This is a genomic window from Acidovorax facilis (genome assembly GCF_023913775.1).
In the GTDB taxonomy this organism is placed as follows: Bacteria; Pseudomonadota; Gammaproteobacteria; order Burkholderiales; family Burkholderiaceae_C; genus Acidovorax; species Acidovorax facilis.
Genome location: NZ_JAMXAX010000024.1, coordinates 1 through 25513, shown reverse-complemented (window position 1 = coordinate 25513; position 25513 = coordinate 1). Strand labels below are relative to the sequence as shown.

Genomic DNA, 25513 nt, shown 5'->3' with positions numbered 1-25513 from the left:
CGGGCTGCGCCCGCTCCCCGAGACACTCTCCAAGGATTTCCGCGTGAAAGCTGCTACCACCCGCCTGAGCCTGCTGGCCCTTGCCATGGCCCTGTCTGCCTGTGCCGCCCTGGAGGGCGACAAGATCGACTACAAGAGCGCGACCAAAGGCTCGACCCTGGAAGTCCCGCCAGACCTGACCCAGCTGTCGCGTGATTCACGCTACAACGTCCCAGGCGGCGCCGTCTCGGCCGCCGCCATGCAGGCCGGCCAGGCTGCTCAGCCATCGGGCACCGCCAACGCCGCAGCCCTGCAACTGGGCGACGTGCGCATCGAGCGCGACGGCAACCAGCGCTGGCTGGTGGTCAACCGCCCGGCCGACAAGCTCTGGGAACCCGTGCGCGACTTCTGGCAGGAAAGCGGCTTCAACCTGGCGCAGGCAGACGCCAACGTGGGCATCATGGAAACCGACTGGGCCGAAAACCGCGCCAAGCTGCCGCAGGATTTCATTCGCTCGACCCTGGGCAAGCTGCTCGACTCGCTGTACTCCACCGGTGAACGCGACAAGTTCCGCACGCGCCTGGAGCGCAACGCCAATGGCGGCACCGAGATCTACATCACCCACCGCGGCATGATTGAGGTCTACGGCAACGTTTCCAAAGACAGCACCGTGTGGCAACCCCGCCCTTCCGACCCGGAACTCGAAACCGAATTCCTGCGCCGCCTGATGGTCAAGCTGGGCGTGAGCCAAGAGCAGTCCAAGGCAGTGGCTGCGGCCCCTGCCCCACGCGCTCAGTCGGCCCGCATGGCCACGGTGGACAACAAACCCGTGGTCCAGCTTGACGAGGGTTTTGACCGCGCCTGGCGCCGCATCGGCCTGGCCCTGGACCGCACCGGCTTCACGGTGGAAGACCGCAATCGCAATGAAGGCACCTACTTTGTGCGCTATGTGGCTCCCAATGCCGAGAAGAAGGAGCCAGGGTTCTTCGGCAAACTCTTCAGCTCGTCCAACGCCACACCTCCACTCAAGTACCGCATTCTGGTACGCAGCCAAGGGGAGTCCACCACGGTATCGGTGCTCAACGAAGCCGGCGTCCCCGAATCGTCCGCCAATGCCGAGCGCATCGTCCGCGTGATTGCCGACGATCTGAAATAAGCGACGAACCGCGCGCCTCTTCGTTCCCCCTGCCTGGGCCCGGGGTCCAGGCTACAGAGGTGCTGCGCGGCAAGCGCCTTCGACCACGACATGCTGCGTTTCAAGAACCTGGGTAGCGGCAGCACGGGCAACGCCACGGTGGTGGAAGGCAGCAGCGGCACACAGGTACGCCGCCTGCTGATCGATTGCGGATTCGGCATCCGGCAACTGCAGACCCGCCTGGCGCAAGCGCAGTTGCAGATCGAAGACCTGGATGCCGTCTTCATCACCCACGAACACTCGGACCACATCGGCTGTGCACTGGCCGTGGCCGTGCGCTACCGCATCCCGGTATGGATGAGCCAGGGCACCTATGCCGCCCTCGGAGCCCCCGACTTTGATGGCATGCTGCGTATCGCACACGACATGCAGGCTCTGGACCTCGGCACCTTCAGCGCCCTGCCCTTCACGGTGCCCCATGATGCGCGCGAGCCGCTGCAGCTGCGCTGCTCGGACGGCGCATCCCACCTGGGTGTGCTCACCGACCTGGGCCACGCCAGCGACCATGTTCTGCAGCAACTACAAGGCTGCCATGCGTTGATGATTGAAGCCAACCACGACCCCGCAATGCTCGAAGCATCCCGGTATCCGACCTTCTTGAAACGCCGCGTCGGGGGACCGTATGGGCACTTGGCCAATTTTGCGACAGCCGACATCCTGCGTGCCGTGCGGCACCCTGGCCTGCAGCGTGTGGTGGCCGCCCACCTGAGCGCACAGAACAATGCACCCAGCCTCGCTCAACAGGCGCTAGGCCTTGCGCTGGAGTGGTCCGCCGAGGAAATCACCGTCGCCAGCCCAACGGTGGGAACGCCCTGGCTTGCAGTTGCAGGATGAAGTGACTCCGGTCACGCCGCAAACGACCAACTCCGGGGAAGGAAAACGCCCCAAAAAAGAAAAAGCCCCGACCTTGCGGTGCGGGGCTCTCGGTCGATAGCAGGTTTTGCAACCTGCTGCAGCCTGCAGCGAATTACTTGGCTGCGGAAGCGCCAGTAGCAGCGGTGGCAGCAGCGTCAGCGGCAGCCTTGGCAGCATCGGCAGCAGGAGCCGAGGCAGCGTCGGAAGCGGCAGGAGCGGCTTCAGAAGCGGCAGGAGCTGGTGCGGGTGCTGGAGCTGGGGCTTCCACGGCAGCTGGTGCTGGAGCAGGAGCGGGCTCTTCCTTCTTGCCACAAGCGGCGAGTGCAGCAGCAGCGATCAGGGCGGCCAGAACGAGAGAGTTCTTCATTTCGATTTTCCTAGTTGGACAGACAGAATCTTGAAAAGCCACGGCGTCAGGCTTTTTGGAAGCCCCGGTACGCTTTGGCACAATGCGCTTGGCTTGCACCTTTTCGGCGCAGCCGCTGATTATATTGGTATTTAGTCAATACAGACTAACACTGACGAAACCTTTACGCCCAATTGACAAGGCGCAAAGCGCGCATTTTGCTCATAACCCCAGCGTCGATGCGGGAAAACCGGGCGTGCTTTTGCTGCGCACCCATTCGTTGAGCGTCTCGCGCAGCAGCACACGGCGATCTGGTTCAAAGCCTGCAACCCCCACGCACCGCTCCGGGTCCAGCCGTTGCATCACCCACTGCGGGGACCACAATGCACTGGGAATATCCAGGGGATCAGCCGCCGGGCTGCGACGGCAATTGATGATGTGGTCCCAGGTGCCCCGCCAACGCACAAAACGCGCGTGCCGACGGATCACATCATCGTAGCTGCACGCCAGCATGGTGAAACGCCGACTTCCATGGGCCCAATCCTGCAAGGCCTCCACCACACTGCGTTCGCCCAGGGGCCAGTCATGGAAATTCGCATCGCTGATCACAATTTCCTTCCAGCCATCCCGGGCGGCCGTGGCAATCGCATCGCGCACCATTTGCTGAAACGCTTCACGGCCGCTGAAACGGCCCACCGGGAGATCGGGCGGCGAATCAGGGGAAGTGGCAGAAGTCTCGGTCATGGCGGTGTCTCCTGGGGTGCTTCGGCCTATCCAGCCCAGACATGGGCCCAGCCCGCATCACACCAGGACGACAGCAGCTCCAGCGCGTCGTCGCTGGCGCGCGCAAGCTCGCGGGCGGTCAGCTGGCGTTCGTCAGCCAGGCGGCGCATTAGCGTTGCATCGCGGCCTGCTGCACGGTAGCTCTCGCCATTGATGAACACATGGTGTGTGTCGTACATCATGCGGCTGCGGCGGTCCAGGCGCACCCCTTCCAGCATCACGCCTGTATCACCAGGCTCAAACCACACATTCGGCTTGGGCTCTGTCAGATATTCCCCCAGTGCGCGCTCCAAAACAAGGGGCTGCGCCAGTGCGCGGCTCAAGGCATCCCGCGCGAAGTCCTGCAGACCCGCCGGAATGGCCGCAGGTTGGGACACAGCTTCCTGCTGGGCATCACGGTACAGCAGGGGCTTGTCTTGATCCGCAGCATCCTCGGCCAGGCGCACCAACAATTCCTGGCCCAGTTCGGCGCGCGACGGCACCTTAAAGCCGATCGAATAAGTCATGCATTCGCCCTCGGCGATGCCATCGTGGGCATAACGCGGCGGCAGGTACAGCATGTCGCCCGGCTCCAGCACGTACTCCTCTTCAGGCTCGAACTGCGCCAGCACTTTGAGGGGAATACCTTCGCGCAGCGTGAGATCCTTCTGGCGGCCAATGCGCCAACGCCGCGTTCCGTGGGCCTGCAACAGAAAGACGTCGTAACTGTCGAAATGCGGGCCCACACCACCGCCGTCGGACGCATAACTGATCATGAGGTCATCAAGCCGCGCCTCCGGCACAAACCGGAACTGCTGCATCAGCGCATGCACGGCGTCGTTGTGCAGGTCAACGCCCTGCACCAGCAAAGTCCAATCGGGCTGCTGGAGCGCAGGCAGGGCACGCCTTTGAAAGGGTCCATGGCGCAGCTTCCACGCCCCTTTGGCCAGTTGCACGAGGCGGGACTCCACGCCCTCCTGGGCGGCCAGCGCGAACAGCTGCGACCGCAACACAGGGGGAGCAAACTGGGGAATGGCCTGGCGCACCAGCAAGGGCTTCTTCTGCCAATGGCGGCGCATGAACTGCGCGGGGGTCAGGCCACCGAGCAGGGTAAGGGGTTGCTGGATATCCATGGGAACTGGTCTGCCCCTTTGCGGAGCCGTTGGTCAAACTGCGACAATTCTCCTATGGAAATTACCCAACAATGTGTGGTCGCACTGACCTGGACACTGAAAGACACCCTTGGCGAAGAACTGGATGTGCTCGACGATCCCGTAGAGTTTCTGGTGGGCGGCGACGACCTTCTACCCCGCATCGAAGAGGCTCTTCAAGGCCACGGCCCCGGTGCCACGCTGGCACTGCACCTGGAGCCCGAAGATGCGTTTGGTGACTTCAACGACCAATTGCTGTTCCTGGAGCCACGCGATCTTTTTCCGGCAGAGATCGAAGAGGGAATGACGTTTGACGGCGCCGCGCTGCCCGAGGGCTGCAATCCCGATGCCCCCCGTACGGGGCTCTACACGGTCACGGAGATCTATCCTGAGCATGTGGTCCTGGACGGCAATCACCCATTGGCGGGGATTGCGCTGCGCTTGCAGCTGACCGTACAGGCCGTGCGGGAAGCCACCGAAGAGGAAATTGGCCGGGGCAGCGCCGGCACAGGCTTTTTTCGGGTACAGCCGCGGGCGCCTGGCAATAACCTGCTCCACTGAGCTGGGCGAAAGGAAGGCCCTGAACGGTTTTCAGAGCCTAGCCAAGCCCGAATGGTCGATTAAAGGCGTGAAATCTGGCCGTTGTACAGGCGTACACGGTCGCCAATGCGCAGATCGCCGGGGCTGCTTACGTCATAGACGCGGTAGCCGCCGTGATCGAGTTGCACCGACAGGCGGTAGCCCTGTACTTCCTGGCTGTTGTTGCGGCCCTCAATGGCATTGCCTGCTACAGCGCCTCCAACAATGCCCACGCCGGTGGCGGCCGCACGACCGGAGCCCTTGCCAATCTGGTTGCCCAGAACCCCTCCCACCACGGCGCCGATCACGGCACCAGCCCCGGAGGTCTGGCCTTGCGACCGCCCCTGCAGCACCTCAATATTGGAAACCCGACCGTACTCCGTGCCGGCCGGATTGTTCGGGTAGGCCGGCGCCGTTTGGTAGCCGCCCGAGTAGCCCCCCGAATATTGTGGCGCAGGGGCCGATCGGTTGTGGCCGCAGGCGGCCAACGAGCCCACAAGGACCACGGCGCCAGCGATGGCGAAAGAACGGGTAATTTGCAGCATTTTCGTACTCCTAAAGTCAGGGGGTGCACACGGCTTGCAGGGAATCCGGCCTAGGTGCGCATACCTAGATTGGAACAACGCCCCAGCCCCCTGTCCCGTAGACGCAGGGGCTGCGCCTGCGTCAGTAACAAACCCATCCAAAGGTAAGCGGCGTCTTACAACCCCAACCTGCCCCGACCCCATTCAGCCCGGTGCTCAGGCCTTCCCGGTTGACCCGTAGCCACCCTCGCCCCGCTCCGTCGCTGCAAACTCAGTCACCACGTTGAACTGCGCCTGCACCACCGGAACGATCACCAGCTGGGCGAGCCGCTCCATGGGCTCCAGCGTGAATGCGGTGCTGCTGCGGTTCCAGGCGCTCACCATGAGCTGCCCCTGGTAGTCGCTGTCAATCAGGCCCACGAGATTGCCCAGCACGATGCCATGGTTGTGGCCCAGACCCGAGCGCGGCAGGATCAGCGCGGCGTACCCGGGGTCTTTGAGGTAGACGGCAATGCCGGTGGGCACCAGTTGCCAGGCATTCGGCTGCAGGGTGAGCGGCGCATCGAGGCAGGCCCGCAGGTCCAGGCCCGCACTGCCGGGTGTGGCATAGGTGGGCAATTGGTCCGCCATGCGCGGATCCAGAATCTTCACGTCAATCTTCACGGCTATTTCTTCTTTCCAGTTGTGCGCTGCTGGGCCACTTGCCGCAGCCGCTCCTGCAAGGGCTCCACGCCAGACGCGGCCCCGAAGGCTGCGGATGATAGGGCCTTGGGAGCCACGTCGATCAAACGCCCCAACCCCCACCAGATGGCCGCCATGACCGCGAGCCCCGGCAAAGACCCTTGACTGAACATGAACAGCGCCACCCCGTGCAAGGCAATCAACACCAGCAGCACGGCGCGCACCGCACGCACAACGCCCAGCAAAGGCTTCAGAACCAGAGCGAGATCCGGCGGACCGGACTGGGGCGCCGGGCGCACCCCACCCGCCCCAGCGGGCTTCTGGGCGGTGGTGGAGCCAGGGGCTGGAGCCTGTACACCTCTGGCAGGTGCAGGCGCGGTCAGCCGTTCCACGTAGCGTGCAAAGTCGCCATCGGGCGGCGTATCCCATTCAGGCTTGGTGGCACCAGTCTTCATACGGCCTCCCGGCAAAGACCTCTAAGAACCCACAGGCGGCAACCGCGCCGCAATCTCCCCAATCAGCTGCTGGGCCAGCACCCGTTTGGAAGCCCGGGGCAGCTCGCGGTGCCCCTGGGCGTCCACCAACAGCAGGGCATTGTCATCCTGCCCAAAGGTGGCAGGGCCAATGTTGCCCACCAGCAGCGGCACCCCTTTGCGCGCACGCTTGGCCGTGGCGTGGGCCAGCAGATCATGGCTTTCAGCAGCAAAACCGACGCAAAAGAGATCACCCTCCAGGGCATGCGATGACTTCGCGACCATGGCCAGGATGTCGGGGTTTTCCACGAAACCCAGGGTCGGTGTCTGGCCCGAGCCGTCTTTCTTGATTTTCTGGGAGGACTGGCTGGCGGGCCGCCAGTCCGCCACGGCAGCGGTGGCAACGAACACCGACGCCGCCTGCACATGGCGCTGTACAACCGCCAGCATCTCCTGGGCCGACTGCACATTCACACGCTGCACCCCACGTGGCGTGGGCACATGCACAGGCCCAGCGACCAAAGTGACTTCGGCACCGGCCTCGCGGGCCGCACGGGCAATGGCAAAACCCATCTTTCCGCTCGAGAGGTTGGTGATGCCACGCACGGGATCGATCGCCTCAAAAGTGGGCCCCGCCGTCACCAGCACCTTGCGCCCCGCCAGGACCTTGGGCGCGAAGAAGGCAATCAACTCTTCCAGCAGCTCCACAGGCTCAAGCATGCGGCCATCGCCAGTCTCGCCACAAGCCTGGTCTCCGTTGCCCACACCCAGCACCACCGCGCCATCCTGCGCCACCTGGGCCAGGTTGCGCTGCGTGGCCGGATGGGCCCACATCTCGCGGTTCATGGCCGGAGCCAGCAGCAACGGCACCCGCTGCGCAGGGCGGGCCAGGCACAGCAAGCTGAGCAGCTCATCCGCCCTGCCCTGCACCAGCCGCGCGATGAAATCGGCGCTACATGGCGCTATCAGGATCGCGTCGGCCTCACGGCTCAGGTTGATGTGGGGCATGTTGTTGGGCTCGCGCGCATCCCACTGCGAGCCGTACACCGTGCGGCCAGACAGCGCCTGCATGGTGACCGGCGTGATGAATTGTTCAGCCGCCTCGGTCATCACCACCTGCACGGTGGCGCCCTCCTTGATGAGCTGGCGGCACAGATCAGCCGCCTTGTAGCAAGCCACGCCCCCGCTCAGACCCAGAACAATGTGTTTGCCAACAAGCTCATTCATGGGGCGAATTTAGCAGACGGGGGTGACCCTGCCCGGCGGGGTGTCGCCGGGGTGCCATCTATAATCCCAATTTCCCACCACCAGGAGACCTCTCGCGAGAGGCCCCCTTCAGACATGACCAAATTTGTCTTCGTCACCGGCGGTGTGGTGTCTTCCCTCGGTAAGGGAATCGCCTCAGCCTCCCTTGCCGCGATCCTCGAATCGCGGGGACTCAAAGTCACCCTCATCAAGCTTGACCCCTACATCAACGTAGACCCGGGCACCATGTCGCCGTTTCAGCACGGCGAGGTTTTCGTGACCGACGACGGCGCAGAAACCGACCTGGATCTGGGCCACTATGAGCGTTTCATCGAAACGCGCATGAAGAAAACCAACAACTTCACCACGGGCAAGATTTACCAGTCCGTGCTGGAGAAGGAACGTCGCGGCGACTACCTGGGCAAGACCGTGCAGGTCATTCCCCACGTCACCAACGAAATCCAGGAATTCATCAAGCGCGGCGCCGGTATCGGCACGCCGGATGCCGTGGACGTGGCCATTGTCGAAATCGGCGGCACTGTGGGTGACATCGAATCGCTGCCGTTCCTGGAAGCCGTGCGCCAGATGAGCCTGCGCATGGGCCCCAACAACGCAGCCTTCGTGCACCTGACCTACCTGCCCTGGATCGCTGCAGCGGGGGAGCTGAAAACCAAGCCCACCCAGCACACCGTGCAGAAGCTGCGCGAGATCGGCATCCAGGCCGACGCCCTGCTGTGCCGCGCCGACCGCCGGATCCCTGAAGAAGAGCGCGCCAAGATCTCGCTGTTCACCAACGTGCCCGAATGGGGCGTGATCAGCATGTGGGATGTGGACACCATCTACAAGGTGCCCCGGATGTTGCACGAACAGGGCCTCGACGGCCTCATCTGCGACAAGCTGCGCCTGAACACCCCGCCCACCAGCCTCAAGCGCTGGGACGACCTGGTGTACGAAACCGAACACCCCCAGGGCGAAGTCACCATCGCCATGGTCGGCAAGTATGTGGACCTGTCGGACAGCTACAAGTCGGTGAACGAGGCCCTGCGCCACGCGGGCATGCGCAACCATGTGCGCGTGAAGATCGACCATGTCGATTCCGAGACCATCGACAGCGCCGACGCAGCCGCCAAGCTCGCCAAATACGACGCCATTCTGGTGCCCGGTGGTTTCGGCCAGCGTGGTGTGGAAGGCAAGATCGCCACGGCGCAGTTTGCCCGTGAGCGCAAGGTGCCCTACCTGGGCATCTGCCTGGGCATGCAGGTGGCCACCATCGAATACGCCCGTCATGTGGCAGGCCTGGCCAACGCCAACAGCACCGAGTTCGACCCCACCACGCCTCACCCCGTGATCGCGCTGATCACCGAGTGGAAGGATGCGGACGGCACGATCAAGAAGCGCGATGAAAATTCGGACCTCGGCGGCACCATGCGCCTGGGCGCGCAGAGCTCGGACGTGTCCAAGGACACGCTGGCCCACAGCATCTACGGCGATGTGGTGACCGAGCGCCACCGCCACCGCTACGAAGCCAACGTGAACTACCTGGACCAGTTGCGCAAGGCGGGCCTGGTGATCTCGGCGCTGACCCAGCGTGAAGAACTCACCGAAATCGTGGAGCTGCCGCAAAGCGTGCACCCTTGGTTCATCGGCGTGCAGTTCCACCCCGAGTTCAAGTCCACGCCCTGGAACGGCCACCCGCTGTTCAATGCCTTCATCAAGGCTGCTGTGGAACACCAGAAAGCGGCGAAAGCCTGATCGAAAGGAAAGCCCATGCAGCTGTGCGGATTCAACGTTGGCCTGAACCAGCGCTTCTTTTTGATCGCAGGCACCTGCTCCATTGAAGGCCTGGAGATGTCGCTCGACGTCGCGGGCCAGCTCAAGGAAGCCTGCGCGCCGCTGGGCATTCCGCTGATCTACAAGGGCTCGTTCGACAAGGCCAACCGCTCCTCCGGCACCAGCAAGCGCGGCGTCGGCATCGACTCTGGCCTCAAGATCCTTGATGAAGTGCGCCGCCAGCTGCAGCTGCCCATCCTGACCGACGTGCACGACACCTCGCATGTGGCCGAGGTGGCGAGCGTGGTCGATGTGCTGCAAACGCCTGCCTTCCTATGCCGCCAAACGGATTTCATCCGCGCCGTGGCGCAAAGCGGCAAGCCAGTCAACATCAAAAAGGGCCAGTTTCTCGCGCCCTGGGACATGAAGAACGTCATCGACAAGGCCCGGTCTGCAGCTGCCGAAGTGGGCCTGTCGGAAGACCGCTTCCTGGCCTGCGAGCGCGGTGTGAGCTTTGGCTACAACAACCTCGTCGCAGACATGACCAGCTTGGCAGAAATGCGCAACTCCGGCGCCCCTGTGGTGTTCGACGTGACCCACTCGGTGCAAAAGCCCGGCGGCCTGGGCGCCGTGAGTGGTGGGGCGCGCGACATGGTGCCCGTGCTGGCCCGCGCCGGTGTCGCCGTGGGCGTGGCGGGGCTGTTCATGGAAACCCACTCCAAGCCCGCCGAGGCCTGGTCGGACGGCCCCAACGCCGTGCCGCTCAAGCACATGAAGGCGCTGCTGGAGACCTTGGTGGCTCTGGACGATGTCACCAAGAAAAACGGATTCCTCGAAAACAACTTTGGAGCTTGAGACATGAGCAGTGGTTACGTCATCGCATCCGTCACCGTCACCAACCCTGAGCAGTACGAAGAGTACAAAAAGTGGAGCACGCTGGCCATGCAGACGCACGGCGCCGAGGTGTGCATTCGCGGCGGCAAGGTGGAAGTGCTGGAAGGCGACTGGAATCCCGGTTGCACCGTGTTGCTCAAGTTCCCGAGCTTCGAGGCCGCGCGCGCCTTCTACGACACACCCGGGTACCAGAAAGCCAAGGCCGCTCGCGAAGGCGCAGCCATCATGCGCATGGTCTGCGTCGAAGGCGTCTGAACGCTGAACGCACCCGCGATACTCGCTCACTAATTGATAGCTGCTGGCGCATATATCACCTGCACCAGAGCATGATTTGATTTAAAACTTCTGCAAAAGGAAAACCATGAGTGCCATCGTTGACATCGTCGGTCGCGAAATTCTGGACAGCCGCGGCAACCCCACCGTCGAATGCGACGTGTTGCTCGAATCGGGCGTGATGGGCCGGGCCGCCGTGCCGTCGGGCGCATCCACCGGCAGCCGCGAAGCCATTGAAATGCGCGACGGCGACAAGGGCCGCTACCTGGGCAAGGGTGTGCTCAAGGCCGTGGAATACATCAACACCGAGATCAGCGAAGCCGTGCTGGGCCTGGATGCCTCCGAGCAGGCCTTTTTGGACAAGACCCTGATCGACCTCGACGGCACCGAGAACAAGAGCCGCCTGGGCGCCAACGCCATGCTGGCTGTGTCGATGGCCGTGGCCCGTGCTGCCGCCGAAGAGTCCGGCCTGCCCCTGTACCGCTACCTGGGCGGCATGGGCAGCGTGCAACTGCCCGTGCCCATGATGAACGTGATCAACGGCGGCGCGCACGCCAACAACAGCCTGGACCTGCAAGAGTTCATGATCATCCCCGTGGGCGCTCCCACGTTCCGCGAAGCCGTGCGCTGGGGCGCCGAAGTGTTCCACGCCCTGAAGAAGATCCTGCATGACAAGGGCATCAGCACTGCCGTGGGCGACGAAGGCGGCTTTGCCCCCAGCGTTGAAAACCACGAAGCGGCCATCCGCCTCATCCTGCAGGCCATCGAAGCCGCTGGCTACACGGCAGGCGAGCAGATCGCCCTGGGCCTGGACTGCGCCGCGAGCGAGTTCTACAAGGACGGCCACTACGTGCTGGAAGGCGAAGGCGGCCTCAAACTCACCGCCCAGCAGTGGACGGACATGCTGGCGGCCTGGGTGGACAAGTACCCGATCATCAGCATCGAAGACGGCATGCACGAAGGCGACTGGGACGGCTGGAAACACCTGACCGAACGCCTGGGCGACAAGGTGCAGCTGGTGGGTGACGACCTGTTCGTGACCAACACCAAGATCCTGAAGGAAGGTATCGACAAGCGCATTGCCAACTCGATCCTGATCAAGATCAACCAGATCGGTACGCTGACCGAAACCTTTGCCGCCATCGAGATGGCCAAGCGCGCAGGCTACACCGCCGTGATCTCGCACCGCTCGGGCGAAACCGAAGACAGCACCATTGCCGACATCGCCGTGGGCACCAATGCGGGCCAGATCAAGACCGGCTCGCTGAGCCGCTCGGACCGTATCGCCAAATACAACCAGCTGCTGCGCATTGAGGAAGACCTGGGTGAAATCGCTCAGTACCCCGGCCGCGCTGCGTTCTATAACCTGCGCTGATCCCCATCCAGCCCGAGCGAGCCATGGGCTCCCGCCTTGTGCCTGTGATCCTGCTGGCCCTGCTGGCAGCGCTGCACGCCCAGCTCTGGCTCGGGCGGGGCAGCGTGCCGCGCGTCAACGAGATGCAGCGGCAAATCGATGTGCAAAAGGCGGCCAATGACCAGGCCAAGCAGGCCAACGAGCGCTTGTCTTCCGAGGTGCATGACCTCAAGGAAGGGCTCGACATGGTGGAAGAAAAGGCGCGCAGCGAACTGGGCATGGTCAAGCCCAACGAGGTCTACGTGCAGTTCACGCCACGCTGAGTCCTTGTGCTCGCCCCTCCGGGGTTCAGTGCCCCGGCCCCCAAAAGCTGCCCTTCGGATGTCTTGATGGTGGATTGGGGACGACGCCCCACCTTCTGCCCCCCCTGCCACCGTGCCCTTCCCGCCCACCCTTGTTCTCCTCGGCGCGCCCGGCACCGGGGCCCAGGCGCTGCGCGATGCGCTCCACGCGCAACTTGCCCCCGGCTCCGCGCAAATTCTCTGCAACCCTGGCCTGCCCTCTGAGGGGGTCGTGGATGCCAGCCTGATTCTGCTCATGGGGCTGGATCTGCCCTGCCCCACCAGCGAGCGGGCCGCACAGGAAGCCGCCGATGCACGTTTGCGTGCGGATCTGACCCAGCTGGGTATGGGCTATCGCGTTGTGTATGGCCACGGTGAGCAGCGCATTGCCAATGCGTTGAATGCTATAAAAAACATAGCTTCTAGCACATACCCATCAAGCGCCAGAGGCAATTTCGATTCAGATTCTGGCTCCAGTACCCGGACAGCGCCCCGCCTGCGCGCCTGGAACTGCGAAAAATGCAGTGATCCCGAATGCGAACACCGACTCTTCACTGCACTGATGGGGCGGGACACAGGCTCCACCTAAAACCCGCGACCCGAGGCATATCCCCAAACAACGTGGAGGGGATGGAGGTAGAGGGATGAGATCAGGCCTGCTGCACCAGACCGCGCTTGAGCTCCTTGAGCAGCAGCACCACTTGGCTGGAGCCATAGCGGTAGCCGCCATGGAGCACCTGCACGGCCTTGTCCCACTCGCCCTGCTGGGCCAGCTCCACCAGCATCGCTGCCTGTTCGTGGAAATACTGGTGGCGTGCCATCAGCACCGCATACGCAGCCTGGTCGCCCAGCAATTCACCGCCCACCCCATGCAGCCAGCGCCCGAGGGCACCCCGGTCACTGCGGCGCACCTCCGCAGGGTCCAGACCCTCGGTGGTACGGCCTTCCAGGTAGTCCATGAGATGGGTTTTCCAGCGCTCGTGGGCATTGATGGCGGCGTCGATGTCGAGGGCCGCCAGTACGGTGTCCGCGCGCAGCGAATCCTGCGTGCCGGAAGCCCGGCTGCTGTCGCACAGCTCCAGGGAAGGCACAGCCTCTTGCCCCCGGGCACCCCCAAACACACGGCGTAGTAACCCCATAGCTCCTCTTGCACTTGCAGCACCACACCAAGAAAGCGGTGCGGCTGCGGGCCTGCCCCTGGGGTGGCCTTGCAGAGAACCTGCCGTGTGGAAGGCGACATCTTAGGGGCGCACAGCGTGATAAAGCGCGTGCGATTGTCAACGATGGTCATCCGCCCGGCACGCCGGCTGGCCCGTGGAGCGCAGGCAGCCGTGGCTGCGACGGGCGCCGGAAGACCTACCAGATGCCCTACTGGATGCCGGTGGGTCCGGGCGGCTGGCTGACGGTGGGTGGCACAAAAATCTGCGCGGCATCGACCGCGTCAAAGCGGTACTGCTGCCCGCAGAACTCGCAGCCCACCTCGATGTCTTCGCGTTCGGAGAGGATGCTCTCGGCTTCTTCGACGCCCAGGTTGCGCAGCATGTTGCTCACACGTTCACGGCTGCAGGTGCAGGCAAACCGCGGGCCGCTGGCGCCCTGCTGGGGCTCGAAGCGCAGCAGCTTTTCCTCCCAGAACAGGCGGCGCAGGATGGTGTCCACGTCCAGGTTCAGCAGCTCTTCGCGCGTGAGGCTGGCAGCCAGGTGGGCGATCCGGTTGTAGTCTTCGTTGTGGCCGATCTGGTCTTCGTTCTCGCGGTGCGTGAGGCCTGCGGCCAAATTGCCCTCGCCCTTGATCGGCATGCGCTGGATCAACAGGCCCGCAGCCACCTGGTCATTGGCGCCCAGCACCAGGATGGTGTCCAGCTGCTCGGACTGCAGCATGTAGTGCTGCAACACGTCGGACAGGCGCTCCAGCTTCTCGTGGCGGTCGCCATACAGCGGCACCACGCCCTGGTAGGGCTGCTGGCCCGGGTGGCGGTCCTTGGGGTCGAGCGTGATCGCGCAGCGGCCGCCACCGCCCACATTCACCATCTGGCTCAGGGCTGCGCCCTCTGGCACCTCGCTGTTCACGGTAGCCGTGGCACGCAGGCTCAGGTCCGACTGCACTTCGGCCACGGCGAGCTTTACGGGGCCATCGCCAAACACCTGCAACACCAGTGCTCCGTTGAACTTGATGTTGGACTGCATGAGCACACCGGCGGCGGCCATCTCGCCCAGCAGCTCGCTCACGGGCGCAGGGTAGGCACCCGTGCTGGTGTTGCTGGCGCGGCGGCACAGGATTTCGGTCCAGGCATCGGTCAGGCGCACGATCATGCCGCGCACGGGCAGGCCGTCGAAAAGAAACTTGTGGAGTTCAGACACGCAGGGGTTCCAGGAGAAAAGTGGACGGCAGCAACGAAAAATGGTTGCCGACGCTCAGGCGAGCTTGTGCAGGCCGCTGTGATAGCGGCGCGCGTTGTCGATGTAGTGCTGGGCGCTCTGGCGCAGGCCTTCAATCTGCTCGGGGGTCAGTTCGCGCACTGCCTTGGCTGGGCTGCCGATGATCATGGAGCCATCCGGGAACTCCTTGCCCTCGGTCACCAGCGCGCCCGCGCCCACCAGGCAATGCTTGCCGATCTTGGCGCCGTTGAGCACCACGGCGCCAATGCCGATGAGTGATTCGTCGCCGATGGTGCAGCCGTGCAGCATGACCTGGTGGCCCACCGTCACACGCTCACCCACCACCAGTGGCTTGCCGATGTCTGCATGCAAGACACTGGCATCCTGGATGTTGGAGCCAGCGCCGATGGTGATCGTCTCGGTATCGCCGCGGATCACCGTGCCGAACCAGACGCTGGCGTCTTCGCCCAGCACCACATTGCCCATCACTTGGGCACTGTCCGCCACCCAGGCCGATGCCGCCAACTGGGGCACCATGCCATCGAGTTCGTAAATCGCCATGCACCACTCCAAAAAAGAGGAAAGGCCAGCGTTTGCACAGGCCCAGGGAAGTCGCCAGACGTTACAAAGCGTGCGCCGTGTTCCGCATGGCAGGGCCTAGAATTGTAAGGATGGAGCTTCGCCACCGTGCACTGCAGGTCTTGTGCCTTGCAGACCCTGAACAAAAAGCGGCCGCAGCGCTTGACCTGCAAGCGCAATCAGCTACTCTTTCGATAGCAGAACAATCCCCCACTCCCCCATCCGACGCCAGTGCACTGCCTGGCCGTCCCGAGCGGCCGGAGCTGCTTCGCCATACCGACGTCGCCCGCCGTTCGCCGGCCACTCCACAGGGGCGCGCCATTTTGATCCACGCCATTGCGCACATCGAGTTCAACGCCATCAATCTGGCACTCGACGCGGTATGGCGCTTTGACGGCATGCCCCGCAGCTACTACGCCGACTGGATGCTGGTCGCTGGGGAAGAGGCCCGGCACTTTCGCCTGTTGCGCGATCACCTGCGCAGCCAGGGCCATGACTATGGCGACTTCCCGGCCCACCAGGGCCTGTGGACGATGTGCGAGAAGACCCAGCACGACATCCTGGCCCGCATGGCGCTGGTGCCGCGCACCCTGGAGGCGCGCGGGCTGGACGCCACGCCGCAGATTCAGGCCAAGCTGCGCCAAGTGGGCACGCCCGATGCGCTGGCCGCCGTGGGTATTCTCGACATCATCCTGCGCGACGAGGTGGGCCATGTGGCCATCGGCAACCACTGGTACCGCTGGCTGTGCGAGCGCCAGGGGGTAGACCCTGAAATCCACTATGGCACCCTGGTCAAGCAGTACGAAGCCCCCCGCTTGAAACCCCCGTTCAACGAAGCCGCCCGCCGCAAGGCCGGGTTCACTGACAACGAGCTGCGCTGGCTCCAGCAGATCTGACATGGCTTGCGCAAAAAAAGGCTCCGTCAAGCGGCCAGTCCCAGGGCGAGAAGGCTGGCGCATCCCGATGTATGCAAGCCCTGTCTGAATTCCTGGTTACAGCGCGCGCCCGCAGCGGCTCCTACAATTTGCCGCGCCAGCCCCGCCCGCTGACACTCGCCCCTCTTTCTTCGATACTCCCTCCATGACTTCACCCACTGCCCCCGGCACTCCCACCGCACCGCCCTCCGGCAACCAGTCCTCGGTCGCCATGATCGCGCGGCAGGCCATCGTGAATGCGCAGCAGGTGGTGGTCGGCTATGAGCTGTTCAACCGCTCGCGCAGCGGCGCCGCACACACGGCCGCCACCGACGTGATCCTGGTCTTCACCGCCCTTTCGCACGCTGGCACTGAAGAGCTGGTGGGCAAAAAGCTCATCTTCGTGAACTGCACGCATGAAAGCCTTTCCGGTGGCCACCTCGAACTCGTGGAGCCCGACAAGGTGGTGCTCGAAATTCCTCCACTGGGCCACACTGCGGCCGAAGAAGTCGCCACACGCCTGCCTATCTTGACCGAGCTGCGCGACCGGGGCTTTCACCTGGCGTTCAACCACACGGTGTTGCAGTCCGCGTATGCCCCGTGGCTGCCGCTGGCGGACTACATCAAGCTGGATCTTTCGGTGCTGGCGCCCGACCAGCTGGCCGTGCTGATCAGCTACGCCGGGCGCCACAGCCAGGCCGAACTGATCGCGGAAAAGGTGGAAACTGCTCAGCAGTACGACATGGTCTCCAGCCAGGGCGTGCAGATGTTCCAGGGCTACTGGTTCGCACGGCCCGCGCTGGTCGAGGCCAAGCTGCTGACCCCGTCGCAGGCCAGCATCATCGAACTCATCAACCAGGTGCGCAAACAGGCCAGCACCGACGACATCGAAGAAACGCTCAAGAAAGATGCTGGCCTGGCCTTCAACCTGATGCGCCTGATCAACTCGGCGGGTTTTGGTCTGTCGCGTGAGATCACGTCTTTCCGCCAGGCCGTGATGCTCATGGGCCTGAAAAAGCTGTTCCGCTGGGCGGCGCTGCTGCTCACTGCCTCGCGCACGGGCGGTACTCCGTCATCCGTGGGCCAGACCGCCGTGGTGCGGGGCCGCCTCATGGAGCTGCTGGCACTCGAAACCCTTCCCCCCGAAGAAGCAGACCAGGCCTTCGTCGTGGGCATCTTCTCGCTCCTGGACGTGATGCTGTCCATGCCCATGGAATCCGCGCTCGGCCTGCTCAACGTGCCCGAGCCTGTGGCGGCGGCGCTGCTGCGGCGAGAAGGCTTCCTGGGAGACCTGCTGACCCTGGCCGAAGCCTGCGAATCCAGCGACGATGTGGTGTTCGACCGCACGGCGGGCCTGCTGCACCTGACCAGCCAGCAGATCAACTTTGCGCACCTGCAGGCCCTGGCCTGGGCCGACCAACTCACCGACTGAACCCCACATTGATAGATAGGCGCACGCCGCGTGCGGGTCTAGAATCATTGCAGACCCCAGCACATCACTCCAGCAGACCCCATGTCGACCACACCTGAACAAGACGCCCCCGAAGCTGCATCGCCTGCGGTTGACCCTGTAGACGAGAACATCGCCATCATTGCGCGCCAGGCCATCGTGGACGAAAGCCGCGCCGTCTATGGCTATGAGCTGTTTGACCGGTCCACCGCCTCCGACGCCCACACTGCGGCCAGCGATGCGGCCCTGCTGTTCAACGCCCTGTCGTACGCCGGCACCGAGGCCCTGGTCGGCAAGAAGACGGTGTTCATCAACTGCACGCACGATAGCCTCTCGGGCGGCCACCTGGAACTGATCCACCCCGAAAAGGTGGTGCTGGAAGTCCCCCCTCTGCCCGACGGCGCCACGCCCGAGGAGATCGAAGGCCGCATCCCCACACTGGAAGCCCTGCGCACGCGCGGTTTTCGCCTGGCGTTCGACCAGCAGGCCCTCAAGCGTGCCTACACCAGCTGGTTGCCCATGGCCTCCTTCATCAAGCTCGACATGCAGGCCTTCAAGCCTGAACTGGCAGGGCCGCTGGTCAAGTTCTCCACCACCCACAGTAAGGCCACGCTGGTGGCCGAAAAGGTGGAAACCGCCGAACAGTACGAGCTGATGCGCGACCTGGGCGTCAAGCTCTTCCAAGGCTACTGGTTTGCCCAGCCTTCGCTGGTGAAGGCCACCACCATCCGCCCCTCGCAGGCCACGATCATCCAGCTCATCAACCTGGTGCGCAAACAGGCCAGCACGGCCGAGATCGAAGATCTGCTCAAGAAAGACCCCACGCTGTCTTTCAACCTGCTGCGCTTCATCAACTCCTCCGGTTTTGGCCTGTCGTGCGAGATCACCTCGTTCCGCCATGCGGTGATGATCCTGGGCCTCAAGAAGCTGTTTCGCTGGGCGGCCTTGCTCATGACCACGTCCCGCGCCGGCGGCGCGCCCCCCGCCGTGGGCCAGACCGCCGTGGTGCGCGGCCGCCTGATGGAGCTGCTGGCCGCCGAGCTGCTGCCACCCGAAGAATGTGACAACGCCTTTGTGGTGGGTGTGTTCTCGCTGCTGGACACCATGCTGGGGGTTCCGATTGAAAAGGCGCTCGAATCCGTGGCCCTGCCCGAGCCCGTGATGGACGCCCTGCTGCGCGGCACCGGTGTGTTCGCGCCCTTCCTGGAACTGACCAAGGCCTGCGAAAGCGGCGACGAAGTGGCCTTTGCCAAGAACGCCGATGCGCTGCACCTGTCCAATCGCCAGGTCAACTGGGCCCACCTGCAGGCACTGACCTGGGCCGAGAGCCTCAACGAAGACTGATTCGTCCCAGAAACACCTTTGCCTGCACGGGCCCTGGTCATCCAGGGCCCGTGGTTTTTCAGGCAGTCATTGATTTCCCTGGATACCCGCCGCGCGGATGATGCGCGCGTTGTTCTCCGACTCCTGCGCAATCTGGCGCGCGAATTCGGCAGCCGTGCCACCGGTCGGTACGTTGTCCGTGGCCTCGAGCTTGTTGCGGATGTCGGGCAGGGCCAGCGCCTTGTTCACCTCGGTATTGATGCGCTCCAGCACGGCCACAGGCGTCTGCGCTGGCGCATAGATGCCAAACAGGGAAGACAGGTTGGCTGCAGGCTGGCCCAGCTCTGCCAGCGTGGGCACCTGGGGCAGCGAGTCGAGCCGCGCTGGTGCGCCCACCGCCAGCGGCTTGAGCTTGCCCGCCTTGATGTGCTGCAGCACGGCAGGGCCCGCGTTGGAGGACAACACCTCGTACTGGCCGCCCAGCGCGTCGTTCATCTGCTGGCCGCCGCCCTTGTAGGGGACATGGGTGATCTGCACCTGGCTTTTGCCCATGATCTGCTCCAGCATGATGTGACCCAGCGACGCCTGCCCCGAGGTCGCCCAGCGCACAGCCCCCGGCTTGGCCTGTGCGGTGGCGATGAGGTCCTTGAAATCCGCCGCCTTGCTGGCGGATGTGCCCAGCAGCAGCACGGGTGAATACATCACGCTCACGACCGGTGCAATGTCCTTTTGGGGATCGAACGGCGACTTGCCCAGGTGCGGATTGAGCGCCAGCGGACTCACCGCCGCAAAGCCCAGGGTGTAGCCGTCGGGAGCCGCCTTGGCCACCGCATCCACGCCCAGGCTGCCACTCGCACCGGCCTTGTTCTCGATGACCACAGGGGTGCCGAGCTGCACAGCCAGCTTGTCGGCCAGCGCTCGGGCCACCGTGTCGCTCACGCCGCCAGCGGGGTAGGCCACCACGATGCGAATCGGTTTGGCCGTGGGCCAGGCCTGCGCCATGGCCAGGGTGACCGTGCTCAGCAGCAACGCGCCGATAAATAGTTTTTTCATGAATGTTTCCTTGGGTGAAAGGGCGTGTATCCGCAGGGGCACCACAACCAGGGCGCCTGCGCTACCCGCGCGGATGGTGTTGCGCATGAAGCGATTTGAGCCGCTCGCGCGCCACGTGGGTGTAGATGGTGGTGGTGGAAATATCGGCGTGGCCCAGCAGCAACTGCACCACCCGCAAATCTGCACCGTGGTTGAGCAGATGCGTGGCAAACGCGTGCCGCAGCGTGTGGGGCGACAGTGGCACGGTGATGCCCGCCACCTGCGCCCATTTCTTCACGATGACCCAGAACATGACCCGCGTCATGCCGCTGCCCCGCTGGGTGACGAACAGGTCGTCTGTCTGCTGCCCGCCCAGGATGGCGCTGCGGCCTTCCTGCAGATAGCGGTCCAGCCACTGGCGGGCCACTTCGCCAAACGGCACGAGCCGCTCCTTGCTGCCCTTGCCCATGACCCGCAGCACACCTTCGTTCAGGCCCAGCTGAAAGGTCTTGAGCGTGACCAGCTCCGTCACGCGCAGGCCGCTGGCGTACATCAGCTCCAGCATGGTGCGGTCACGCAGCCCGAGCGGGTTGCCGACGTCTGGCGCATTCAGCAGGGCTTCCACCTGCGCCTGTGACAAGGCCTTGGGCACGCGCAGGGGCTGGCGTGCTGCCTGCAGCCGCACCGTAGGGTCAACCGTGATGCGCCGCTCCCGCAGCGCCCAGTGAAAGTAGCGGCGCAGCACCGTGAGGCGCCGGTTGGCAGACGTAGCGCGGGTCTGCGCATGCCGGGCGGCGAAGTAACCCTGCAGATGGTGCTCGGCCGTGCCGTCCAACGCCAGCGGAGGCTGCTGGTCGGCCAGCCACTGCGCGTACAGCGTCAGGTCACGCCGGTAGGCGGCCAGCGTGTTGCGCGAAAGCCCGTCCTCCAGCCACAGGGCGTCCACAAAGGTGTCGATGGCGGTCAGGCTGGTGGCAAGCATGCAAAAAACGATAGCACGTAAAAAAGCCGCCCGTGGCAACGAGCGGCTTTGACTGAGAAGTATGGAATACGGCGCTTGCTTATTCCAGCGTCAGCTTCTGCTTGGCGACCACCTGCTTGTAGACCGCGAACTCGGCCTTGATCTGCTCGGCAAACTGCTCGGGCGTGTTGCCCACCACGATGGAGCCGGTGTCTTCGATGCGCTTCTTCACGGCCGGGTCTTGCAGTGCGGTGCGCACGGCGGCGTTGATTTTGTCAACGATGTCCTTGGGCAGTCCCTTGGGGCCCAGGATGCCGTAGTAGGCCATGCGGTTCACGGGCTCCAGGCCCAGTTCCTTGAACGTGGGCACATTGGGCAGTGCGGCAACGCGCTGTGGCGCGGCCACAGCGATGGCCACGAGGCGGTTGTCCTTGATGAAGGGCAGCGCGGATGGAATGTTGTCAAAGATGATCGGCACCTGGCCGGCCACGGTGTCGTTCAGCGCCGGGCCCGCACCGCGGTAGGGGATGTGCGTGACGAAGGTGTTGGACAGGCTCTTGTACAGCTCCATCTGCAGGTGGCCAATGCCGCCCGTGCCCGACGATGCATACGAGTACTTGCCGGGGTTCTTCTGCACTTCGGCCACAAACGACTTGTAGTCCTTGGCGGGGAAGCTGGGGTTCACGGCAATCAGATTGGGCGTGGCCGCAATGTTGATGATGGGCGTGAAGTCCGTCGGCGGGTTGTACGGGGTCTTGGGGTTGATGGCGGGGTTGGCGGCCGTGGTGGACACGGTGGCCACGCCCAGCGTGTAGCCGTCTGGGGCCGAGCGTGCCGTTTCCGCAGCACCCACGATGCCGCCGCCACCGGCCTTGTTCTCCACGATCACGCTCTGGCCCAGGGCCTTGCCCAGCGGGTCGGCGATCACGCGCGCAATGATGTCGGTGGTGCCACCGGGTGCAAACGGCACCTGCAGCTTGATCACCTTGTTGGGGTAGCCCTGGGCGGCTGCGGTGCCTGCGGCGGCAGCCAGTACGGTCAGCGCGAGCCATTGACGACGATGCATGGAGTTCTCCTTCGAGCGGGGGTAACAAACAGCGCTGATGGTATGCGCAATGGCTGCCTTGGAGCCCTGCGGATTCCACATAAGGGCTAACCCGAAGAACTTGCCCCGCATCAAGTATTCTCGGTGCGTGAACTACGCCCAGCTCCTGATCCCGGACTTCTCCCTCATCCTTTGCGGCTACCTGATCTGCCGGTACACCGCCCTCAACCGCTCGGTGTGGCAGCCCGTGGAGAGCCTGGTGTACTACCTGCTCTTTCCCGTGCTGTTGTTCCAGTCCATCGTCAAGAGCCCGGTGGACATCGGCGCTGCGTCTGGCCTCATCGCTGCGGGCTTGACCATGGGCATCACGGGCATTGCGCTGGCCTACAGCCTGCCGCACTGGCCCTGGCTGGGTCAACACATCGACGCACGCGACCACGCGGCCAGCGCGCGGGTGGCGTTCCGCTTCAACTCGTTCATTGGCCTGGCCATTGCCGAGCGCCTGGCGGGCGCTGAGGGCTTGCTGATGATTGCCGTGCTGATCGGCGTGTGCGTGCCGCTGTTCAACGTGGCGGCCGTGTGGCCCATGGCGCGGCATGGCCAGCACAGCTTTGCGCGCGAGCTGGTGCGCAACCCGCTCATCGTCGCCACGGTGTCGGGCCTGGTGGCCAACCTCCTGGGCTTTCAGATTCCGGAATGGGCCAGCCCCACGGTCGGCCGCATCAGTGCGGCGTCGCTCGCGCTGGGGCTGATGGCGGCGGGCGCAGGCCTGCAGTTTGGCCTGCTCTCGCGCGGCAAGGCGCTGAGCGTGGCGGTGTTGTCCATCCGGCACCTGGTGCAGCCCCTGCTGGCGTTTGCGATGGCGCGGCTGTTTGGGCTCAATGCCGTGCAGACCACCATGCTGCTCGCTTTCTCGGCCCTGCCCACTGCCTCTACCTGCTATGTGCTGGCAGCGCGCATGGGCTACAACGGGCCGTATGTGGCCGGGCTGGTGACGCTCTCCACATTGCTGGGCATGGTCAGCCTGCCGTTTGCGCTGGGGTTTCTCCGATGACCGATGCCCGCAGAGCCCTGGGTTCCGACGCCTTGGCAAGCCGCCGCGCATTGATGGCAAGCTTGGGGGCACTGGCGCTCGTGCCGTTGGTGGGCTGCGGGCGCAAAACCCCGCGCGCGCAATCGTTGCCGCCGGATGCCACCGTGCTGGCCCTGGGCGACTCGCTGACATCGGGCGTGGGTGCCTCGGCCGACACCGCCTACCCGGCCGTGCTGGCACGCCTGACAGGCTGGAAGGTGGTCAATGGTGGCATTTCGGGTGACACCTCGGGCGATGCGCTGGCGCGCCTGCCGGGTTTACTGCAAAAGCACAAGCCGGCGTTGGTGATCGTGAGCATTGGCGGCAACGACTTTCTGCGCCGCCAAAGCGCCACCGCCACCCGCAGCAACATCCGCCAGATCTGCGCCGATGCTCAGGCCAGCGGCGCACAGGTGCTGCTGGTGGCGGTGCCCGAGCTGACGATGCTGGCGGCGGTAGGCCGCCTGAGCGACCACGCGATGTACGAAGAGATCGCCGGCGAACTGAAAGTGCCGCTGCACAGCAAAGGCTGGTCGGGTGTACTGGGGCAGGAGCGGCTGCGGGCGGACCAGATCCATGCCAATGCTGCGGGGTATGAAGAATTTACCCAGGGGCTGGTGTTGACCCTCAAAGACACAGGTTTGCTGGCGCGGTAGCCGCAAGAGCAAAAGCAACACGCCCCAGCAAAGCTGGCACCAATGCTCTTATTTTGATAGCTTTTCGCGCTTATCCATCAAGCGCTAGATGCCAATTTCATTCAAAATTCAGCGCCCAGACCACATGTTCGCGCACCAGCTCGCTGGTGTCGTCGGCGCGGGACTGCAATGCAGCACGCACCGCCTCGTCGCCCGTCGCCCGCAGCGCATTGCCCAGCGCCACAGCCACATTGCGCAGCCAGCGCTCGTGGCCAATGCGGCGGATGGGGCCGCCTTCGGTCATCCGCAAAAAGGTCGGCTCGTCCCACGCAAACAAGTGCACCAGCTGCTGGCCCGCCAGGCCCTTGCGCTCGTCAAAGTCCGGCAGGCGGCTCACCTGGGCAAACTTGTTCCAGGGGCAAATCAGCTGGCAGTCGTCGCAGCCGTAGATGCGGTTGCCCATCAGCGGGCGCAGTTCCACGGGGATGAGCCCGGCGTGTTCGATGGTGAGGTACGAGATACAGCGCCGCGCATCAACGCGGTGCGGCGCAATGATGGCCTGCGTGGGGCACACGTCAATGCACGCACTGCAGCTGCCGCAGTGCGCGGTGACGGGCGCGCTTTCGGGCAGGGCCATGTCCACATAGATCTCGCCGAGGAAGAACATCGACCCCGCCTCGCGGCTGAGCACCAGCGTGTGTTTGCCGCGCCAGCCCTGGCCGCTGCGCGCGGCCAGCTCCGCTTCCAGCACGGGGGCCGAGTCGGTGAACACGCGGTGGCCAAAGGGGCCGATGGCCTCGGCGATGCGGTCGCTGAGTTTTTGCAGGCGCGCGCGCAGCACCTTGTGATAATCCCGGCCCCGGGCGTAGACGGAGACGATGCCCTCCTGCGGGCGCTGCAGGCGCGAAAGCTCCGCCGTCTGCCAGCCTTCGGGCGCATCCATCGCGGTATCGCGCGGCAAATAATCCATGCGCGCCGTGATCACGCTCACCGTGCCGGGCACCAACTCGGCCGGGCGTGCGCGCTTCATGCCGTGGGATGCCATGTAATGCATGTCACCATGGAAGCCCTGCGCCAGCCAGGCCTCAAGCCCGGGCTCTGCCGCAGACAAGTCCACCCCCGCCACGCCGATTTGGGAAAATCCCAGCTCGCGGGCCCACTCCTGCATTTGAGGAACGAGTTGACTGTTGCACCACATACCGGCCAGATTGTAGAAAGCGGCAACCATGCTGCTGCCGAAACTGCGCGCCATTTCACCTGGCACAGCGAGGACGACACCACCGCCTTCGCGCAGCGCCTTGCCGCGCAGCCCCTGCTGGCCAATGCCTTTGTAACCCTGCACGGCGACCTGGGCGCGGGCAAGACCACGCTGGTGCGCCACTTGCTGCGCGCGCTGGGCGTAGAGGGCCGCATCAAGAGCCCCACCTACGCCGTGGTGGAGCCGCACGAGGCGCCGGGCCTCTTGATCTGGCACTTCGACTTCTACCGTTTTGACGACCCACGCGAGTGGGAGGATGCGGGTTTCAGGGACATTTTTGCCAACCCCGGTCTCAAGGTGGCAGAATGGCCGGAAAAGGCTGCAGCGCTTACCCCGCTTGCGGACCTTGCTATCCACATTGAAGCAATCGACGACACCGAAAGGAAAGTCACCGTGCACGCCCATACCCCCATCGGACGTGCCTTGCTGCAAGCACTCTGAGA

The 25513-nt window shown here is 64.2% G+C and carries 29 protein-coding genes; 15 read left to right on the top strand and 14 right to left on the bottom strand.

Annotated elements, in window-relative coordinates; translation table 11 throughout:
- The first annotated feature begins 43 nt into the window (after nucleotides 1-43).
- The gene (gene bamC / locus NFX52_RS10010) at nucleotides 44-1135 is read left to right on the top strand and encodes an NlpB/DapX family lipoprotein (RefSeq protein WP_082437569.1); all 1092 of its coding nucleotides are present in this window, start codon (nucleotides 44-46) and stop codon (nucleotides 1133-1135) included.
- Nucleotides 1136-1225: 90 nt separating this feature from the next.
- Nucleotides 1226-2008 (top strand): MBL fold metallo-hydrolase, encoded by a 783-nt coding sequence (locus tag NFX52_RS10005; protein WP_055400901.1) that lies wholly within the window; start codon nucleotides 1226-1228, stop codon nucleotides 2006-2008.
- A gap of 133 nt (nucleotides 2009-2141) precedes the next feature.
- On the opposite strand, the gene NFX52_RS10000 is transcribed toward NFX52_RS10005, so the two are convergent.
- The 3 genes from NFX52_RS10000 to NFX52_RS09990 all read right to left on the bottom strand — a co-directional run bounded on the left by NFX52_RS10000 (nucleotide 2142) and on the right by NFX52_RS09990 (nucleotide 4270).
- Nucleotides 2142-2396 carry a hypothetical protein gene (locus NFX52_RS10000; RefSeq protein ID WP_082437568.1) on the bottom strand — a complete coding sequence of 85 codons (255 nt, stop codon included), beginning with the start codon at nucleotides 2394-2396 and terminating at the stop codon, nucleotides 2142-2144.
- A 201-nt stretch (nucleotides 2397-2597) separates the two neighbouring features.
- Complete coding sequence (locus NFX52_RS09995; protein ID WP_055400899.1) at nucleotides 2598-3119, bottom strand: hypothetical protein; 522 nt, start codon at nucleotides 3117-3119, stop codon at nucleotides 2598-2600.
- A gap of 26 nt (nucleotides 3120-3145) precedes the next feature.
- Nucleotides 3146-4270, bottom strand: coding sequence for a JmjC domain-containing protein (locus tag NFX52_RS09990; RefSeq protein ID WP_055400897.1), 1125 nt, complete (start codon nucleotides 4268-4270; stop codon nucleotides 3146-3148).
- 54 nt (nucleotides 4271-4324) lie between these two features.
- Between NFX52_RS09990 and NFX52_RS09985 the strand changes: the two genes are divergently transcribed.
- Nucleotides 4325-4849 (top strand): FKBP-type peptidyl-prolyl cis-trans isomerase, encoded by a 525-nt coding sequence (locus tag NFX52_RS09985; protein ID WP_055400895.1) that lies wholly within the window; start codon nucleotides 4325-4327, stop codon nucleotides 4847-4849.
- 59 nt (nucleotides 4850-4908) lie between these two features.
- Here NFX52_RS09985 and NFX52_RS09980 read toward each other — a convergent pair whose 3' ends face one another.
- The 4 genes from NFX52_RS09980 to coaBC form a co-directional block, all read right to left on the bottom strand.
- Nucleotides 4909-5412 (bottom strand): outer membrane lipoprotein, encoded by a 504-nt coding sequence (locus NFX52_RS09980; protein ID WP_055400893.1) that lies wholly within the window; start codon nucleotides 5410-5412, stop codon nucleotides 4909-4911.
- 195 nt (nucleotides 5413-5607) lie between these two features.
- The gene (dut, locus tag NFX52_RS09975; RefSeq protein WP_055400891.1) at nucleotides 5608-6054 is read right to left on the bottom strand and encodes a dUTP diphosphatase; all 447 of its coding nucleotides are present in this window, start codon (nucleotides 6052-6054) and stop codon (nucleotides 5608-5610) included.
- A gap of 2 nt (nucleotides 6055-6056) precedes the next feature.
- The gene (locus tag NFX52_RS09970) at nucleotides 6057-6527 is read right to left on the bottom strand and encodes a hypothetical protein (RefSeq protein WP_238385701.1); all 471 of its coding nucleotides are present in this window, start codon (nucleotides 6525-6527) and stop codon (nucleotides 6057-6059) included.
- Nucleotides 6528-6548: 21 nt separating this feature from the next.
- Entirely contained in the window at nucleotides 6549-7772 is a 1224-nt protein-coding gene (coaBC, locus tag NFX52_RS09965) for a bifunctional phosphopantothenoylcysteine decarboxylase/phosphopantothenate--cysteine ligase CoaBC (protein WP_055400889.1), read from the bottom strand.
- A 114-nt stretch (nucleotides 7773-7886) separates the two neighbouring features.
- On the opposite strand from coaBC, the gene pyrG reads away from it, so the two are divergent.
- From pyrG to NFX52_RS09935, 6 genes are all read left to right on the top strand, one after another.
- A complete protein-coding gene (gene pyrG / locus NFX52_RS09960; protein WP_055400887.1) occupies nucleotides 7887-9542 on the top strand; it encodes a CTP synthase in 1656 nt (551 codons plus the stop codon).
- 15 nt (nucleotides 9543-9557) lie between these two features.
- Nucleotides 9558-10415: a 3-deoxy-8-phosphooctulonate synthase gene (gene kdsA, locus NFX52_RS09955; protein WP_252635622.1), complete on the top strand. Its 858-nt coding sequence runs from the start codon at nucleotides 9558-9560 to the stop codon at nucleotides 10413-10415.
- Between the two features lie 3 nt (nucleotides 10416-10418).
- Nucleotides 10419-10709: a DUF1330 domain-containing protein gene (locus NFX52_RS09950; protein ID WP_055400883.1), complete on the top strand. Its 291-nt coding sequence runs from the start codon at nucleotides 10419-10421 to the stop codon at nucleotides 10707-10709.
- Between the two features lie 106 nt (nucleotides 10710-10815).
- Nucleotides 10816-12102: a phosphopyruvate hydratase gene (eno, locus tag NFX52_RS09945; protein WP_055400881.1), complete on the top strand. Its 1287-nt coding sequence runs from the start codon at nucleotides 10816-10818 to the stop codon at nucleotides 12100-12102.
- A gap of 23 nt (nucleotides 12103-12125) precedes the next feature.
- On the top strand, nucleotides 12126-12404 hold the full coding sequence (ftsB, locus tag NFX52_RS09940; protein WP_055400879.1) for a cell division protein FtsB: 279 nt from the start codon (nucleotides 12126-12128) through the stop codon (nucleotides 12402-12404).
- Between the two features lie 250 nt (nucleotides 12405-12654).
- Entirely contained in the window at nucleotides 12655-13011 is a 357-nt protein-coding gene (locus NFX52_RS09935; protein ID WP_156358742.1) for a hypothetical protein, read from the top strand.
- 61 nt (nucleotides 13012-13072) lie between these two features.
- Here the strand turns inward: NFX52_RS09935 and NFX52_RS09930 are convergent, their stop codons facing one another.
- The 3 genes from NFX52_RS09930 to NFX52_RS09920 form a co-directional block, all read right to left on the bottom strand.
- Entirely contained in the window at nucleotides 13073-13561 is a 489-nt protein-coding gene (locus NFX52_RS09930) for a CZB domain-containing protein (RefSeq protein WP_055398611.1), read from the bottom strand.
- Nucleotides 13562-13790: 229 nt separating this feature from the next.
- The gene (gene hslO, locus NFX52_RS09925; RefSeq protein ID WP_055398610.1) at nucleotides 13791-14783 is read right to left on the bottom strand and encodes an Hsp33 family molecular chaperone HslO; all 993 of its coding nucleotides are present in this window, start codon (nucleotides 14781-14783) and stop codon (nucleotides 13791-13793) included.
- Nucleotides 14784-14837: 54 nt separating this feature from the next.
- Nucleotides 14838-15362, bottom strand: coding sequence for a gamma carbonic anhydrase family protein (locus NFX52_RS09920; protein WP_055398609.1), 525 nt, complete (start codon nucleotides 15360-15362; stop codon nucleotides 14838-14840).
- A gap of 110 nt (nucleotides 15363-15472) precedes the next feature.
- Between NFX52_RS09920 and NFX52_RS09915 the strand changes: the two genes are divergently transcribed.
- The 3 genes from NFX52_RS09915 (at nucleotide 15473) to NFX52_RS09905 (ending at nucleotide 19088) form a co-directional block, all read left to right on the top strand.
- Nucleotides 15473-16276 (top strand): ferritin-like domain-containing protein, encoded by an 804-nt coding sequence (locus tag NFX52_RS09915; RefSeq protein ID WP_207402145.1) that lies wholly within the window; start codon nucleotides 15473-15475, stop codon nucleotides 16274-16276.
- Between the two features lie 184 nt (nucleotides 16277-16460).
- The gene (locus NFX52_RS09910) at nucleotides 16461-17726 is read left to right on the top strand and encodes an EAL and HDOD domain-containing protein (RefSeq protein ID WP_055398607.1); all 1266 of its coding nucleotides are present in this window, start codon (nucleotides 16461-16463) and stop codon (nucleotides 17724-17726) included.
- Between the two features lie 81 nt (nucleotides 17727-17807).
- Nucleotides 17808-19088 (top strand): EAL and HDOD domain-containing protein, encoded by a 1281-nt coding sequence (locus tag NFX52_RS09905; protein ID WP_055398606.1) that lies wholly within the window; start codon nucleotides 17808-17810, stop codon nucleotides 19086-19088.
- Between the two features lie 66 nt (nucleotides 19089-19154).
- Here the strand turns inward: NFX52_RS09905 and NFX52_RS09900 are convergent, their stop codons facing one another.
- The 3 genes from NFX52_RS09900 to NFX52_RS09890 form a co-directional block, all read right to left on the bottom strand.
- The gene (locus tag NFX52_RS09900) at nucleotides 19155-20120 is read right to left on the bottom strand and encodes a Bug family tripartite tricarboxylate transporter substrate binding protein (protein WP_055398612.1); all 966 of its coding nucleotides are present in this window, start codon (nucleotides 20118-20120) and stop codon (nucleotides 19155-19157) included.
- Nucleotides 20121-20181: 61 nt separating this feature from the next.
- The gene (gene xerD, locus NFX52_RS09895; RefSeq protein WP_055398605.1) at nucleotides 20182-21081 is read right to left on the bottom strand and encodes a site-specific tyrosine recombinase XerD; all 900 of its coding nucleotides are present in this window, start codon (nucleotides 21079-21081) and stop codon (nucleotides 20182-20184) included.
- Nucleotides 21082-21160: 79 nt separating this feature from the next.
- Nucleotides 21161-22126 (bottom strand): tripartite tricarboxylate transporter substrate binding protein BugE, encoded by a 966-nt coding sequence (locus tag NFX52_RS09890; protein ID WP_252635621.1) that lies wholly within the window; start codon nucleotides 22124-22126, stop codon nucleotides 21161-21163.
- 127 nt (nucleotides 22127-22253) lie between these two features.
- On the opposite strand from NFX52_RS09890, the gene NFX52_RS09885 reads away from it, so the two are divergent.
- Nucleotides 22254-23159: an AEC family transporter gene (locus NFX52_RS09885; protein WP_252635620.1), complete on the top strand. Its 906-nt coding sequence runs from the start codon at nucleotides 22254-22256 to the stop codon at nucleotides 23157-23159.
- Nucleotides 23156-23833, top strand: coding sequence for a GDSL-type esterase/lipase family protein (locus tag NFX52_RS09880; protein WP_055398602.1), 678 nt, complete (start codon nucleotides 23156-23158; stop codon nucleotides 23831-23833). The genes NFX52_RS09885 and NFX52_RS09880 overlap by 4 nt, the downstream gene beginning before the upstream one ends.
- A gap of 97 nt (nucleotides 23834-23930) precedes the next feature.
- Here NFX52_RS09880 and queG read toward each other — a convergent pair whose 3' ends face one another.
- Complete coding sequence (gene queG / locus NFX52_RS09875; protein WP_055398601.1) at nucleotides 23931-24980, bottom strand: tRNA epoxyqueuosine(34) reductase QueG; 1050 nt, start codon at nucleotides 24978-24980, stop codon at nucleotides 23931-23933.
- Between the two features lie 12 nt (nucleotides 24981-24992).
- Here queG and tsaE point away from each other — a divergent pair, with 12 nt between their 5' ends.
- The gene (gene tsaE / locus NFX52_RS09870) at nucleotides 24993-25511 is read left to right on the top strand and encodes a tRNA (adenosine(37)-N6)-threonylcarbamoyltransferase complex ATPase subunit type 1 TsaE (RefSeq protein ID WP_055398600.1); all 519 of its coding nucleotides are present in this window, start codon (nucleotides 24993-24995) and stop codon (nucleotides 25509-25511) included.
- Nucleotides 25512-25513 lie beyond the last annotated feature (2 nt).